The sequence below is a fragment of the Methylopila sp. Yamaguchi genome, from assembly GCF_002897035.1.
In the GTDB taxonomy this organism is placed as follows: Bacteria; Pseudomonadota; Alphaproteobacteria; order Rhizobiales; family Methylopilaceae; genus Methylopila.
Genome location: NZ_BAUX01000015.1, coordinates 18,078 through 32,431, shown reverse-complemented (window position 1 = coordinate 32,431; position 14,354 = coordinate 18,078). Strand labels below are relative to the sequence as shown.

Here is a 14,354-nt window from a genome sequence, read left to right as displayed (position 1 = left end):
CGCCTTGGGAATGCGTCGTCGTCCCGGACCGCCGCACAGTGGCGTCCGGGATGACGTAAGAGGCGGGCGGCTCAGCGCCGCCCGCCGGATCTCACTTGATGACGTAGGGCAGCAGGCCGAGGAAGCGCGCGCGCTTGATGGCGCGGGCGAGCTCACGCTGCTTCTTGGCGGAGACCGCCGTGATGCGCGAGGGCACGATCTTGCCGCGCTCGGAGATGTAGCGCTGCAGCAGACGCACGTCCTTGTGGTCGATCTTCGGCGCGCCGGCGCCGGAGAACGGGCAGGTCTTGCGACGGCGGAAGAACGGGCGGCGCTGCTGGCCGCCGGCCGACGGAACGGTGGTCGCCATCACTCAGCCCCTTCGCTGCGCGGAGCGCGCTCTTCACGATCGCGGCGGAAACCGCCGCCGCCCGGACGCTCGCCGCCGCCTTCACGGTCGCGACGGAAGCCGCCGCGCTCGCCGTCACGGCCGCCGCCGCGGGGGCGGTCGTCGCGGTCGTCGCGGTCGCGACGCTGCAGCATGGCCGACGGGCCTTCCTCGAGCTCTTCGACCTTTAGGGTCAGGATGCGGAGGATGTCTTCGCTGATGCCCTGCTGGCGCTCAAGCTCGGCCACTGCCGCGGCGGGCGCGTCGATGTTGAGCAGCGTGTAGTGGGCCTTGCGGTTCTTCTTGATGCGGTAGGCGAGCGGCTTCACGCCCCAGTACTCGGTCTTCTTGACCTGACCGCCGAGCCCTTCGAGCACGGCCTTGTACTGTTCGATGAGAGCCTCGACCTGCTGCGACGTCACGTCCTGGCGCGCCAGGAAAACGTGTTCGTAAAGCGGCATGAGGGTACGAACCTTCTTCCAGTGAACGACTGCCGTCCGGCGCGAAGCCCTCCGAGCCCGCGAAGGCCCGAACGAATTCTCGAAGGCGGAGACACGGGAGATCGGATCCTGCGATCCTGGTCGGGCGGGCCTAAACGACGGGCACGCCCAAAACCTCTCCGTTCAGCCCCCAGCCGAACGACGCGAAGCGCGCCCTATAGTGGATTGGCCGCGCGGACGCAAGGATCAGCGGGCGCGCCGGCCATGCCAGGCGCCGCGGCGGGACCTTCTCCTTGGAATTGAGCCGTCAACCTTGACGATCGGGGCGCCCCCGCCGCCTTGACACTTCCGCCCAAGGCCTGCTTTGCACGCCGCGACCAAGAAAAACACGACAAGGATCGCCCCCGTGAGCATAGCGTTGATCTTCCCCGGGCAGGGAAGCCAGCAGGTCGGCATGGGCCGCGCGCTGGCCGACAGCTTCGCGCCGGCCCGCGCGGTGTTCGAGGAGGTTGACGCAGCGCTGGGCGAGTCGCTTTCGACCGTGATCTTCGACGGGCCGGACGACGCGCTCATGCTGACGTCCAACGCTCAGCCCGCGCTGATGGCGGTGAGCCTCGCGGCTATGCGCGTGCTGGAAGCCGAGGCGGGCCTCGACGTGTCGCGCCACGCAGCTTTCGTGGCGGGCCATTCGCTCGGCGAGTATTCCGCGCTTGCGGCGGCCGGCAGCCTGACGATCGCGGACGCGGCCCGGCTGCTGCGGACGCGCGGCGACGCCATGCAGAAGGCCGTTCCTGTCGGCGCCGGCGCCATGGCGGCGCTCCTGGGCCTCGACCTCGAGGCGGCGCGCGCCGTCGCGGCCGAGGCGGCGGAGGGCGAGGTCTGCCAGGCCGCGAACGACAACGCGCCGGGACAGGTGGTCGTCTCCGGCGCGAAGGCCGCGGTGGAGCGCGCCATCGCCATCGCCAAGACGCGCGGCGCCAAGCGCGCAGTGCTGCTCCCGGTCTCGGCGCCGTTCCACTGCGCCTTGATGCAGCCCGCCGCCGACGTCATGGCTGAGGCGCTGGCGGGCGTGAAGATCTCCGCTCCCAAGGCGCCCCTGGTCGCGAACGTCACCGCGAGCCCGCTGAACGACCCGGAAGACATCCGCAAGCGCCTGATCGAACAGGTCACCGGCGCCGTCCGTTGGCGCGAGTCGGTCGGCTTTATGGGAAGCGCCGGCGTTACCCGTTTCATCGAGATCGGCGCCGGCAAGGTGCTGGCCGGTCTCGTCAAGCGCAACGCGGAGGGCGCGACGGGCGAATCCGTCGGGGCCCCCGAGGACGTGGCGCGTCTCAAGAGCGACGGCGCGTTCGCGTGATTTCAACTCGTCCGTCGAACGGCAGAGGATAAGGCTCATGTTCGATCTCACCGGGCGCACGGCGCTCGTCACGGGCGCGACCGGCGGCATCGGCGGCGCCATCGCCAGGGCGCTGCACGCCCAGGGCGCGGCCGTCGCGCTGTCGGGCACCCGCCGGGAGGCGCTGGAGGCTCTGGCCGCCGAGCTGGGCGAGCGCGCCCACGTGCTGCCCGCTGACCTGAAGGACGGCGCTGCCGTCGACGCGCTTCCAGGCCAGGCCGAGGCCGCGCTCGGCGGTCTCGACGTCGTCGTCCACAACGCGGGCATCACGCGCGACAACCTGTTCCTCCGGATGAAGGACGACGAGTGGGCGGACGTGATCGCGGTGAATCTCACCGCGGGCTTCCGGCTGTACCGTGCGGCCGTCAAGGGCATGATGAAGCGCCGCCGCGGCCGGTTGATCGGCATCACTTCGGTCGTCGGCGTCACCGGCAATCCGGGGCAGGGCAACTACGCGGCCTCGAAGGCCGGCCTGATCGGCATGACCAAGTCGCTGGCGGCCGAGGTCGCAAGCCGTGGCATTACCGTGAACTGCATCGCCCCGGGCTTCATCGAGAGCCCGATGACCGACGCGCTGAACGACAAGCAGAAGGAAGCTTCGCTCGCCCACATTCCGCTCGGCCGTTTCGGCCAGGGCGCGGAGATCGCGGCGGCCGCGGTCTATCTCGCGAGCGACGAGGCCTCCTACGTCACCGGCCACACGCTGCAGGTCAACGGCGGCATCGCCATGGTCTGAGCCGTCCCTTCCGGGGACGCGGCCCGCCCCGCGACTGGCGTGCGGCCATGCGACATGATACCAGACGCCGGTCCTTTGTGGGGGCGTCTGGAACGACACGGAACTGCGGGATCCCCAACACCGTTCGAGCCACGACGAAAAGGGATTGCCGGAACCGCCTTCCGCCTTCAAAAAGCCCTCTCGGAAGATTCGCGCCTCAAGACGAGATCGTCGGGCGCAATGTTCCGGCGAGACGATCTTCCGAACGAGAACCATCGAAGGATTACGTAGATGAGCGACATTGCCGAACGCGTGAAGAAGATCGTGATCGAGCATCTCGGCGTCGACGCCGACAAGGTCACCGAGAACGCGAGCTTCATCGACGACCTCGGCGCTGACAGCCTCGACACCGTCGAGCTGGTGATGGCCTTCGAGGAAGAGTTCGGCTGCGAGATTCCGGACGACGCCGCCGAGACCATCCTGACGGTCGGCGACGCTACCAAGTTCCTTGAGAAGAACGCCGCGCAGGCTTGATCCTGCTCGATGATCGGCGACCGGCGGGTGGCATGGTGAACGGAAAGCAGTTCCTGTGAGCGACGGCATGAGGCGCGTCGTCGTCACGGGCATGGGTCTTGTGACCCCGCTCGGGTCGGGCGTCGAAACGGTCTGGAAGCGTCTTCTGGCGGGCGAAAGCGGCGTCCGGAAGATCGACCAGTTCCAGGTGGACGACCTCCCCGCGCGGATTGCCGGCATCATTCCGCGGGGCGACGGGTCCGACGGGACGTTCAACGCCGACGACTGGATGGAGCCCAAGGAGCAGCGCAAGGTCGACGATTTCATCGTCTTCGCCGTCGCCGCCGCCGATCAGGCTCTCGCCGACAGCGGCTGGAAGCCGGAGACGGACGACGAGCGTTATGCGACCGGCGTTCTGATCGGCTCCGGCATCGGCGGCCTCCAGGGCATCGAGGAGGCGTCCCACGTCCTTCGCGACAAGGGCCCGCGCCGTCTGTCTCCGTTCTTCATCCCCGGCCGCCTGATCAACCTGGCCTCCGGCCATGTGTCGATCAAGCATGGGCTGAAAGGTCCGAACCACGCAGTCGTCACGGCGTGCTCCACCGGCGCGCACGCCATTGGCGACGCCGCCAGGCTCATCGCGCTGGGCGACGCGGACGTGATGGTCGCGGGCGGCACGGAGTCGCCGGTCTGCCGCCTCGCGGTCGCCGGCTTCTCGGCGTGCCGCGCGCTGTCGACCTCGTTTAACGACGAGCCGGAGCGCGGCTCGCGGCCCTACGACCGCGCCCGCGACGGCTTCGTCATGGGCGAAGGCGCCGGCGTGGTCGTGCTCGAGGAGTACGAGCACGCCAAGGCGCGCGGGGCCAAGATCTACGGCGAAGTGATCGGCTACGGCCTGTCGGGCGACGCCTATCACATCACCTCGCCCTCGCTCGACGGCGACGGCGCCTATCGCTGCATGAAGGCCGCGCTGAAGCGCGCCGGCGTTTCGCCGGGAGAGGTCGACTACATCAACGCCCACGGAACCTCGACGCCGCTCGGCGACGAGATCGAGCTCGGCGCCGTCACCCGCCTCGTCGGCAACGCCGCGTCCGAGATGACGATGTCCTCGACCAAATCCGCGATCGGGCATTTGCTCGGCGCCGCAGGCTCGGTCGAGGCGATCTTCTCGCTGCTGGCGATCCGCGACCAGATCGCGCCGCCGACGCTCAATCTCGAAGACCCCTCCGTCGAAACCGCGATCGATCTCGTTCCCAGGACGGCGAAGCCGTTGCCGATCGAGGTGGCGCTCTCGAACTCGTTCGGGTTCGGCGGCACCAACGCGTCGCTGGTGTTCCGCCGCCATCACGCCTGAACAACGGGGCGAGATTCGCCACATTCGCGCCTAGAGTGGCGTCGAACGGACGATCCACGGCGGCGCGCGAGCCGCCCGCAAGGCCTGGAGGGCCGCGTTGACGGACGAGGGCACGGCTCCCGAAAACAAGCGTCCCGTTCCGGTTACGCCCGTGACCCCGACGTCGCAGCCCAGACCGGCCGCGCCGGCCCTGGCGGCGCAGTCCGAGGCGACCCCCGCGGACCGTCGCGTGGCGTCCAAAGGGCCCGAGACCCCGCCGCCTCCGCCGCCTGCGAAGAAGCGCGCGCGCCGGCGGCACAGCGCCGTGGTCGGCTATCTCAGCGGTATATTCACCTTCCTGAGCCTCCTCGCGCTCGCGGCGGGCGGCGCGTTTTACTACGGCAAGGTGATGTTCGATCAGCCGGGGCCGCTCGCGCAGGAAACGTCGGTCCTGATCCCGCGCAACCAGGGCGTCTCCGAGATCTCCGACCAGCTCGCGCGCGCCGGGGTCATTGACCACCCCAAGGTGTTCGAGATCGGCGTCCGGCTTTATCGTAACAACGACAAGCTGCGGTACGGCGAGTACGGCTTCCCCGCCGGCGTCTCGATGCGCGAGGCGATGGAGATCCTCGTCTCCGGCAAGGCGATCGAGCACGCGCTAACGATCCCGGAAGGCCTCACCAGCCTGCAGATCGTCGAACGCTTGCGAGAGGCGCCCCTTTTGACGGGCGACGTCCGCGAGATTCCGCCGGAGGGCTCGCTCCTGCCGGAGACCTACCGCTACACGCGGGGCATGTCCCGCGCGCAGCTCGTCTCGAGGATGCAGCAGGAGCAGAAGGAGTTGCTAGAGCGCGTGTGGCGCGAGCGCGACCCAGCCGTGCCTGTCAAGACGCCGGCGGACCTCGTCACCCTCGCCTCTCTGGTGGAGCGCGAGACCGGCGTCGCCGAAGAGCGCGCCCGGGTTGCGGCTGTGTTCGTCAACCGGCTGAACAAGGGCATGCGCCTCCAGTCCGATCCCACGATCGTCTATGGCCTGGTCGGCGGACGGGCGACCCTCGGGCGCAGCCTTACGCGCACCGACATCCAGTCGCGCACGCCGTACAACACCTATGTGGTCAAGGGGCTGCCCGCAGGTCCGATCGCGAACCCCGGACGCCAGGCGCTGGAGGCGGCGGCGCAGCCTGCCAAGACCGGCGATCTCTACTTCGTCGCCGACGGGGCCGGCGGGCACGCCTTCGGCCGGACGCTCGTCGAGCACAACCGCAACGTCCAGAAGTGGCGCCAGATCGAGCGGACGCGCGGGGCTCCCGCCGACCGCGTGGCGCCGGACGAGGCGGCGCCGGAGCCGGACGACGCGGCGGCCGAGACCCCGCCTTCGAGCGCCGCGCCGGCCTCTTCGACGCCCCCCGCCCGTCCCGAGCGGCGGCGCGGCGGCTGAGGTCGGCCGACCGCCGTCCCGCCTTCGACACCTGCGGCGCTGAACCGTTTCGGCCGTGCGCCGCGAGCCTTGAGGACCCATCCATGCCCCTCGCCAGCATGACAGGCTTCGCGCGCCTCGCCGGAAGCCGCGGGGATCTGCGCTGGACGTGGGAGATCCGCAGCGTCAACGCCAAGGGCCTCGACCTGCGGCTGCGGACCCCGCCGGGCTTCGACGCGATCGAGCCGGCCGCGCGGCAGGCGGCAGGCGCGCGTCTGCATCGCGGGACGGTGCATGCGACCCTCACCGTCGACCGCCCCCCGCGGACGGGCGTCGCGCGCGTGAACGAGGAGGCGCTGGCGGCCGTCGTCGCGGCGGCGCGGGCGATCGCGGAGCGACTGCCCGACGCGGCTCCCGTGTCTATCGACGGACTGCTCGCCCAGCGGGGCGTGGTGGAGTTCGTCGAACCCGAAGACGACGTCGAGGAGCGCGCCGCGCTGGAGGCGGCTGTGCTCGCTGATTTCTCCGTCGCGCTCGACGCCCTGGTCGCGGCGCGCGCGGGGGAGGGCGCCGCGCTGGAGGCGATCCTTACCGAGCGTCTCGCGACCATCGAAACGCTGACCGCGAGCGCCGACGCCTGCCCTGCGCGGCGGCCTGAGGCGGTGGCGAAGAAGCTCGCCGATCAGGTCAAGGCGTTGCTCGGGACCGGCGTCTCGCTCGATCCCGATCGGCTCCACCAGGAGGCCGCGCTGATCGCGACCCGCGCCGACGTGCGGGAGGAGATCGACCGGCTCGTCGCCCATGTCGCGGCCGCTCGCCAGCTCCTCGGCGAGGGCGTCGCAGTCGGTCGGCGGCTCGATTTCCTGGCCCAGGAGTTCGGCCGCGAGTCGAACACTCTGTCGGCCAAGTCCAACGACCGCAGCCTGACGGCGATCGGTCTCGAGCTCAAGGCCGTCGTGGAGCAGTTCCGCGAGCAGGTCCAGAACGTGGAGTGACCGAGATGGCGCCTTCGGAGACCGGCCCCGCGCGTCGAGGGGTGCTGCTGATCTTGTCGTCACCTTCGGGGGCCGGCAAATCGACGCTTACCCGCGCGCTGCTCGACACCGACAAGGAGATCACGCTTTCGATCTCCGCCACGACGCGGCCGAAGCGCGCGAGCGAGGCCGACGGGGTGCACTACCATTTCATCCGCCAGCGAGAGTTCGAGGCGATGCGCGACGAGGGCGAGCTGCTGGAGTGGGCTGAGGTCCACGGCAACTACTACGGCACGCCGCGCGCGCCGGTGGAGGCCGCGCTGGCCGAGGGGCGCGACGTGCTGTTCGACATCGACTGGCAGGGAGCGCAGCAGATCTGCGGCGCGATGCGCAGCGACGTGGCGACCGTGTTCGTGCTGCCGCCCTCGGCCAAGGAGCTCCGTTCGCGGCTCGAGCGGCGCGCCGAGGACTCCGCCGAGGTGATCGACCGCCGGCTGCGCAACGCCGCCGTCGAGATCAACCATGTCGGCGAGTACGACTACGTGGTTGTGAACGCCGATTTCGAGGACTGCCTCAACAAGGTGCGCGCCATCCTGCAGGCGGAACGCATCCGCCGCGTCCGGCAGCCGCGGCTAATGGACGAGGCGGCGCAGCTTGTGAAGGACCTCGCGGCCGTTTGACAGCGAACAGACAGCGCGTTCCGCTGTGCTGCCACGAGAAAGTAAGGTCGCTCTAAAGTCTAAGCGCGCCGCTGCTGCTCTTGGCTGAAATTCGGTCATAGTGCCCTCCGCATTACATGTCGGGGGACGTAAAATGTGCATTCGGGGAATCCTGTTCGCGATCGTGGCGGCCGCTGCGGTCTTCCAGGCGCCGTCGGCCTTCGCCCAGGCGACGCGTACCTGGGTTTCCGGCGTCGGCGACGACGTCAATCCGTGCAGCCGCACGGCGCCGTGCAAGACCTTCGCGGGCGCGATCTCGAAGACCGCCGTCGGCGGCGAGATCAACACGCTCGATCCCGGCGGCTTCGGCGCGGTGACCATCACCAAGTCGATCAGCATCATCTCGGCTCACAACGCCGGGGTGCTCCTGAGCGCCTCGAACGGGATCACGGTCAACGTCCCCGCCGGATCGGAAGTCCTGCTGGAGGGGCTGGAGATCGAAGGACTGGCGAACACGCCGTTCTCGCCGGGCCTGAACGGCGTGCGGATGATCGGGAGCGGCAAGCTCACGATCCGCAAATGCGCAATCCGGAACTTCAGCGACAACGCCGTCTTCGCGTCGGGCCTCGACGGAGCGCGCGTGGTGATCGACGAGTCGTACCTGACGGGGAGCGCGGACGGCGTCCGGGTCGCTGCGGCGGCGGGGACAAATCAGGTCGCCGTGTCCCGCAGCCTGATCGAAGGCAACGTCCGGGGCGTCACCGCGGTCGGCAACGGAAACGAGGTGACGCTCGCCGACAACATCCTGCGCAACGGGACCGACCTCGTCGTGAAGAGCGGCGCGACGGCCGTCTCGTTCGGCGGCAACGTCATCTCAAGCGGGGCTCCCACGCAGACCATCGCGCGCAAGTAGCGCCGCCGAAAGACGCGGAGACGCGATCAGCGGGACGAAAAGCGGCGGACCGGCGGTCCGCCGCAGTCGTTTCGGCCTTGAAAACGCCCGGTAGCGGAGCCGCTTGCGAGCCGCAGACCCTTCCGCCACGGCCCTCGCCACGTTATAAGCCCGCGCGTTTTCCGCAGTTTCTCGCGCGGCGGGCGGCCGGTTTCGGGCCGGGCTCGCGCGCATCCTTCCAGACCACGAGGCGATCCAATGGCTCTCGAGCGCACCTTCTCCATCATCAAGCCCGATGCGACCCGTCGCAACATCACCGGCAAGGTGCTGTCCTACATCGAGGCCGCGGGCCTGCGCGTCGTCGCCCAGAAGCGCCTGCAGCTCACCAAGGAGCAGGCCGAAGGCTTCTACGCGGTCCACAAGGAGCGGCCGTTCTTCAACGACCTCGTCAGCTTCATGATCTCCGGCCCGGTGGTGGTTCAGGTCCTCGAGGGCGAGAACGCCGTCGCGACGTACCGCGACGTCATGGGCGCGACCAACCCCGCGAACGCCGCCGAAGGCACGATCCGCAAGGACCTCGCCGAGTCGATCGAGGCGAACTCGGTGCACGGCTCCGACGCGCCTGAGACCGCGAAGGAGGAGATCGCCTACTTCTTCAAGGACGAAGAGATCGTCGGCTGACGCCGCCCTTAGTCTACTGACATACGGAATGCCAACCTCTGGCGGCCCGGCGACCGGCGTGCGACAAAACGCGCCGGTCGTTTTATTTTGTGGGGGCAGGCGATGACACTCGGCTCGGTGGATTGGCTCGCGCTGGGCGAGATCATCTGGATCAACGCCCTCTTGTCGGGAGACAACGCGGTCGTCATCGCGATGGCCTGCCGCGGGCTGCCGGGCGGTCAGCGCCGGATGGGGATGATCCTCGGCGCCGGCGTCGCGATCGCGCTCCGCATCCTGTTCACGGTCATCATCGTGGCGCTGCTCGGGGTGCCATACCTCAAGATCGTGGGCGCGCTCGCGCTGCTTTACATTGCGGTGGACCTGCTGACGCCCAACGACGAGGGCGAGGGCGACGTCAAGACGTCGGAGAGCCTGCTGCGCGCGGTCGGAACGATCGCTGTCGCAGATGTGGTTATGAGTCTCGATAATGTGATCGCGATCGCAGGCGTGGCCGGCGATCACTTCGGGCTTCTCATCGCAGGTCTTGGTATCTCGGTTCCGATGATCGTCGCCGGGAGCGCCGTCATCCTCGCAGTCATGGACCGGTTCCCGCTCATCGTGTGGGCCGGCGCCGCGCTCCTCGGGTTCGTCGCCGGCGAGATGCTCGTGGACGACGTCGCCTTGGTCGATCGCTTCGGCGGCGAGTACGTCCACAGCTGGGAGACGACGGCCGCCGTCACCTTGGCGGTTGTTGTCGTGGCGGTCGGATGGCTCGTCCGGCGGGCGAAGACCCGCAACGGCCGTCAGAGCGCGACGTCCTGAAGAACGCTGCGACCGGGACGTGACCCCACGGGGCTGCGCTTCAGGCTCGCCTTGAACGTCAACATGCGCCGCGAACGCGCGGCTTTAGGGGATGCGCATGGAATTCAATTTCGCGTTCGATCAGCCGACGTTCTGGATCTCTCTGCTGCAGATCATCTGGATCGACCTGCTGCTGTCGGGCGACAACGCGGTCGTCATCGCGCTCGCCTGTCGCAAGCTCCCTCCCGATCAGCGCAAGCTCGGCATCCTGCTCGGCGCCGGCGCCGCGGTTGGGCTGCGCATCATCTTCGCCTTCTTCATCACCTTCCTGCTGGGCGTGCCCTTCCTGAAGGTCGCGGGCGGCCTGCTGCTGTTCTGGATCGCGATCAAGCTCGCGACCGACGAGCAGGAGGACCATGCGGACGTGGAGGCGAGCGCCAACCTTTGGGGCGCGGTGCGCACCATCGCAATCGCCGACGCCGTGATGAGCCTCGACAACGTGGTCGCGATCGCCGCGGCGGCGAAGGGACATCCCGAGCTCTTCATCTTCGGGCTGCTGCTGACGATTCCGCTGATCATCGCGGGCTCGACCCTGCTCAGCGCCATCCTGCAGAAGTTCCCGATCCTGGTGTGGATCGGCGCGGGCCTGCTGGGCTGGATCGCCGGCGAGATGATCCTGGGCGACGTCGTCGTCATCAACTGGCTGAAGGGCTTCGATCCTTCGCTGCTGATGCCCGATCCCGAACATGACATCGGCGTCACGGCTGTGAAGTGGCTGCACTACGCCGCGGCCGCGGCCGGCGCGATCCTCGTGCTCGGCGTCGCCTTCGTGATCAAGCGCCGGCGCCATGCGACGGTGGAAGGCACGATCAAGGACGCCTCGTAAGGCCGGCGCGAGGAGCCTTCGGGCTCCTCGTCCTATCGACACGGGTTTAGCTCAAACGAGAACGGCCGGCGCTCATGCGCCGGCCGTTTTGCTTTGCGTTGGACGCCTCGTAGGCAGCGCCGCTTGCGACGAGGGAGATCGTCCGAAGGCCGTCAGGGCCAGATCAGGGCCGTGGCGTGGGCGTCGTCGCCGGCGTCCACGCGCACGCGATCGCCCTCCAGCCGAACGCGGCCCTGGGCCCAAAGCTTCAGCGCCCGGACGTAGAGCAGATGCTCCGCCGCGAGAACGCGGGCCGCAAGCGACTCCTCGTCGTCGCCGTCGAGCACGGGCACCGCCGCCTGGGCGATGATCGGGCCGGAGTCCATCTCCGGCGTAACCACGTGCACCGTGCAGCCGTGGAGCCTGACCCCCGCCGCGAGCGCGCGGGCGTGGGTGTCGAGGCCCTTGAAGCTCGGCAGCAGGGCCGGGTGGATGTTGATCAGCCGACCCGCCCAGCCCGCGATGAAGCCGTCGGTCAGAATTCGCATGAAGCCGGCGAGGCAGACGAGGTCCGGCGCGACGTCGCGCAGGGCGGCGTCGAGGGCGGCGTCGAAGGTCGCCCGGTCGGCGTAGGCCTTGTGATCGACGACCCTGGTCGCGATCCCGGCGCGCGTGGCGACCGCCAACGCGCCGGCGTTCGGCCGGTTGGAGATCACCGCGACGATCTCGGCGGGGAACGCCGGCTCCGCCGCGGCGTCGATCAGGGCGGCCATGTTGGAGCCGCGGCCGGAGACCAGGACCGCGACGCGCAGGCGGCTCATGGCGTGGGCGCGTGGAGCGCGAGCGCGCCGGTGAAGCGCACGGGATCGTCCGCGCGCGAAATGGTCACGATCTCGCCGATGCGGACCGGCGCTTCGCCTTCGGCCTTCAGCGCGGCCTCGACCGAAGCCGCCTCGTCGGCGCCGACCACCACGACCATGCCGAGGCCGCAGTTGAACGTCCGCAGCATCTCGGGCTCGGCCACGCCGCCCGCGCTGGCGAGCCAGCCGAAGACTGGCGGGACGACGATCGCGGAGAGATCGATCTGCGCGCCGAGCCCGTCCGGGAGCACGCGCGGCAGGTTGTCGGGCAAGCCGCCGCCGGTGATGTGCGCCAGCGCCTTGATGGCGTGGCCAGCCTTCAGCGCGGCGATCAGCGGGCGGACATAGAGCTTGGTGGGCGCGAGCAGGGCGCGGCCGAGCGTCGTCTCCGGCGCGAACGGCGCCGGCGCGTCGAGGCCGAGCCCCGAGCGCGCCACAATGCGACGGACCAGCGAGTAGCCGTTGGAGTGGACGCCGGAAGAGCCGAGGCCGAGCAGCACGTCGCCCGCCGCCACGTCCCGGCGCGGCAGCAGCTTGCCGCGCTCCGCCGCGCCCACGGCGAAGCCCGCGAGGTCGTAGTCGCCGTCGGCGTACATGCCCGGCATCTCGGCCGTTTCGCCGCCGACGAGCGCGCAGCCCGCCTCGATGCAGCCGGTGGCGATGCCCTTCACCACCTCGTAGGCCGTGTCGCCCGAGAGCTTGCCGCAGGCGAAGTAGTCCAGGAAGAACAGCGGCTCGGCGCCCTGGACCACAACGTCGTTGACCGACATGGCGACCAGGTCGATCCCGATGGTGTCGTGCAGACCGGTCTCGATCGCGATCTTGAGCTTGGTCCCGACGCCGTCGTTGGCCGCGACCAGGATCGGGTCGACATAGCCCGACGCCTTCAGGTCGAAGAGGCCGCCGAAGCCGCCGATCTCCGCGTCCGCTCCGGACCGCCGCGTCGCGCGCACGAGCGCCTTCAGCCGCTCCACCAGCGCGTTGCCGGCGTCGATGTCGACGCCCGCGTCGGCATAGGTCAGGCCGCCGCCGGTTTTGGTGCTCTCGGCCATGGATCTCAGCTCCGCGTCGCTCTGGGCCGACCCCTTAGACCGACGCCGGAATGCGCGCAACAGCAGGGCCGAGGGGAACGCCGCCGATAGCCGTCTTGACCCCCGACGCGGCGGGAGCATAACTCGCGGCTGCGAAGGCGTTTCAGCGGACGCGCAACCGCACAGCCGGGCCGGCTTGGCCCGGGCCCCGGGGCCGTCAGCGAAAGTCGACCAATGGCGTTGCAACGGCAGCTTTTGTTCTGGCTGGGAGCGCTCGCCGTTCTGGCGATCTTCCTGCTCCTGTTCTCCGGCATCCTGCTGCCCTTCGTAGCCGGCCTTGCGCTGGCCTATCTGCTCGATCCGATCGCCGACCGGCTGGAGCGGCTCGGCCTTCCGCGCATCGCCGCGACTGTGGTGATCCTCGCCTCGGTGCTCGTGCTGTTCGTCGCTATCATCATGCTCGTCGCGCCGCTGCTGGGGTCGCAGCTCGCGAGCTTCATCGAGCGCCTGCCGCAGACCGTGCAGAAGCTTCAGGAGCTGGTGTCGAGCCAGCCCTGGGTGGAGCGCATGGTGGGGCAGGGGATGGGGCAGCTGCGCTCTTCGTTCGGATCGTTCGTCAGCCAAGGCGTCAACTGGGCGACTTCGTTCCTCGCCTCGCTCTGGACCGGCGGCCAGGCGCTGATGTCGATTCTGAGCCTGCTCGTGGTCACCCCCGTCGTCGCCTTCTACATGCTGATCGACTGGGACCGCATGGTTGAGACGGTCGACAGCTGGACGCCGCTGCGGCACCGCGAGACCATCCGGAGGCTTGCGCGGGAGATCGACGGCGGCGTGGCCGGCTTTGTGCGCGGCCAAGCGCTGGTGTGCCTGCTGCTCGGGACGTTCTATGCGATCGCGCTGAGCATGGTCGGGCTCAACTTCGGCCTGCTCATCGGTCTCGGCGCGGGGTTGATCGGCTTCATCCCGTACATCGGGTCGATCACCGGGCTGATTGTTTCGGTCTCGGTCGCGATCGTCCAGTTCTGGCCGGACTGGACCATGGTGGCGCTCGTGCTCGGCATTTTCGTCTTCGGCCAGTTCGTGGAAGGCAACATCCTTCAGCCCCGTCTCGTCGGCCGCTCCGTTGGGCTCCACCCGGTGTGGCTGATGTTCGCCCTCGTCGCCTTCGGGTACCTCTTCGGATTCGTCGGCCTGCTGGTCGCGGTGCCGCTGGCCGCCGCCGTCGGGGTGCTCGTCCGGTTCGCCCTCCACCGCTACCTGGAAAGCCCGTTCTTCACAGGCGAAGAGGGTCCCGCGGTGCTTCCGGGCGGGCCCACAGGCGCGAGCCTGTTCGGCCCGAAGTTCACCCCGACGAAGCCCGCCGAGGCGGTCGCGGCTCCGCCGGTCGCGGTGCCGCCGCCCGCGCCCTCCCCGGACGCCGTCTGAGCCGCC

Annotated in this window: 16 protein-coding genes; 12 read left to right on the top strand and 4 right to left on the bottom strand. The window is 69.3% G+C overall.

Annotated elements, in window-relative coordinates; genetic code table 11:
• Positions 1-91 precede the first annotated feature (91 nt).
• On the bottom strand, positions 92-349 hold the full coding sequence (rpsR, locus tag METY_RS16260; protein WP_103122436.1) for a 30S ribosomal protein S18: 258 nt from the start codon (positions 347-349) through the stop codon (positions 92-94).
• Entirely contained in the window at positions 349-828 is a 480-nt protein-coding gene (gene rpsF, locus METY_RS16255; RefSeq protein ID WP_020185185.1) for a 30S ribosomal protein S6, read from the bottom strand. Before rpsF ends, rpsR begins: the two co-directional genes overlap by 1 nt.
• A gap of 385 nt (positions 829-1,213) precedes the next feature.
• Between rpsF and fabD the strand changes: the two genes are divergently transcribed.
• The 11 genes from fabD to METY_RS16200 all read left to right on the top strand — a co-directional run bounded on the left by fabD (position 1,214) and on the right by METY_RS16200 (position 11,053).
• The gene (fabD, locus tag METY_RS16250) at positions 1,214-2,164 is read left to right on the top strand and encodes an ACP S-malonyltransferase (protein ID WP_103122498.1); all 951 of its coding nucleotides are present in this window, start codon (positions 1,214-1,216) and stop codon (positions 2,162-2,164) included.
• 37 nt (positions 2,165-2,201) lie between these two features.
• Entirely contained in the window at positions 2,202-2,939 is a 738-nt protein-coding gene (gene fabG / locus METY_RS16245) for a 3-oxoacyl-[acyl-carrier-protein] reductase (RefSeq protein WP_103122435.1), read from the top strand.
• A 270-nt stretch (positions 2,940-3,209) separates the two neighbouring features.
• On the top strand, positions 3,210-3,452 hold the full coding sequence (locus METY_RS16240) for an acyl carrier protein (RefSeq protein WP_020185188.1): 243 nt from the start codon (positions 3,210-3,212) through the stop codon (positions 3,450-3,452).
• Positions 3,453-3,519: 67 nt separating this feature from the next.
• On the top strand, positions 3,520-4,785 hold the full coding sequence (fabF, locus tag METY_RS16235) for a beta-ketoacyl-ACP synthase II (protein WP_103122497.1): 1,266 nt from the start codon (positions 3,520-3,522) through the stop codon (positions 4,783-4,785).
• Positions 4,786-5,014: 229 nt separating this feature from the next.
• Positions 5,015-6,202, top strand: coding sequence for an endolytic transglycosylase MltG (gene mltG, locus METY_RS16230; RefSeq protein WP_244593698.1), 1,188 nt, complete (start codon positions 5,015-5,017; stop codon positions 6,200-6,202).
• An 83-nt stretch (positions 6,203-6,285) separates the two neighbouring features.
• Complete coding sequence (locus METY_RS16225) at positions 6,286-7,176, top strand: YicC/YloC family endoribonuclease (protein WP_103122433.1); 891 nt, start codon at positions 6,286-6,288, stop codon at positions 7,174-7,176.
• 5 nt (positions 7,177-7,181) lie between these two features.
• Entirely contained in the window at positions 7,182-7,835 is a 654-nt protein-coding gene (gene gmk, locus METY_RS16220) for a guanylate kinase (protein WP_200819712.1), read from the top strand.
• Positions 7,836-7,968: 133 nt separating this feature from the next.
• Entirely contained in the window at positions 7,969-8,727 is a 759-nt protein-coding gene (locus tag METY_RS16215; protein ID WP_103122431.1) for a right-handed parallel beta-helix repeat-containing protein, read from the top strand.
• Positions 8,728-8,964: 237 nt separating this feature from the next.
• On the top strand, positions 8,965-9,387 hold the full coding sequence (gene ndk / locus METY_RS16210) for a nucleoside-diphosphate kinase (protein ID WP_103122430.1): 423 nt from the start codon (positions 8,965-8,967) through the stop codon (positions 9,385-9,387).
• Between the two features lie 102 nt (positions 9,388-9,489).
• Positions 9,490-10,188, top strand: a complete 699-nt coding sequence (locus METY_RS16205) for a TerC family protein (RefSeq protein WP_103122429.1) — start codon at positions 9,490-9,492, stop codon at positions 10,186-10,188.
• A gap of 97 nt (positions 10,189-10,285) precedes the next feature.
• Positions 10,286-11,053 carry a TerC family protein gene (locus METY_RS16200; RefSeq protein ID WP_103122496.1) on the top strand — a complete coding sequence of 256 codons (768 nt, stop codon included), beginning with the start codon at positions 10,286-10,288 and terminating at the stop codon, positions 11,051-11,053.
• Between the two features lie 152 nt (positions 11,054-11,205).
• Here METY_RS16200 and purN read toward each other — a convergent pair whose 3' ends face one another.
• Together purN and purM are read right to left on the bottom strand one after the other, a co-directional pair.
• Positions 11,206-11,853, bottom strand: a complete 648-nt coding sequence (purN, locus tag METY_RS16195; RefSeq protein ID WP_103122428.1) for a phosphoribosylglycinamide formyltransferase — start codon at positions 11,851-11,853, stop codon at positions 11,206-11,208.
• Positions 11,850-12,944, bottom strand: coding sequence for a phosphoribosylformylglycinamidine cyclo-ligase (gene purM, locus METY_RS16190; protein ID WP_103122427.1), 1,095 nt, complete (start codon positions 12,942-12,944; stop codon positions 11,850-11,852). The genes purN and purM overlap by 4 nt, the downstream gene beginning before the upstream one ends.
• A gap of 213 nt (positions 12,945-13,157) precedes the next feature.
• Between purM and METY_RS16185 the strand changes: the two genes are divergently transcribed.
• Positions 13,158-14,348, top strand: a complete 1,191-nt coding sequence (locus METY_RS16185; RefSeq protein ID WP_103122426.1) for an AI-2E family transporter — start codon at positions 13,158-13,160, stop codon at positions 14,346-14,348.
• The last annotated feature ends 6 nt before the right edge of the window (positions 14,349-14,354 follow it).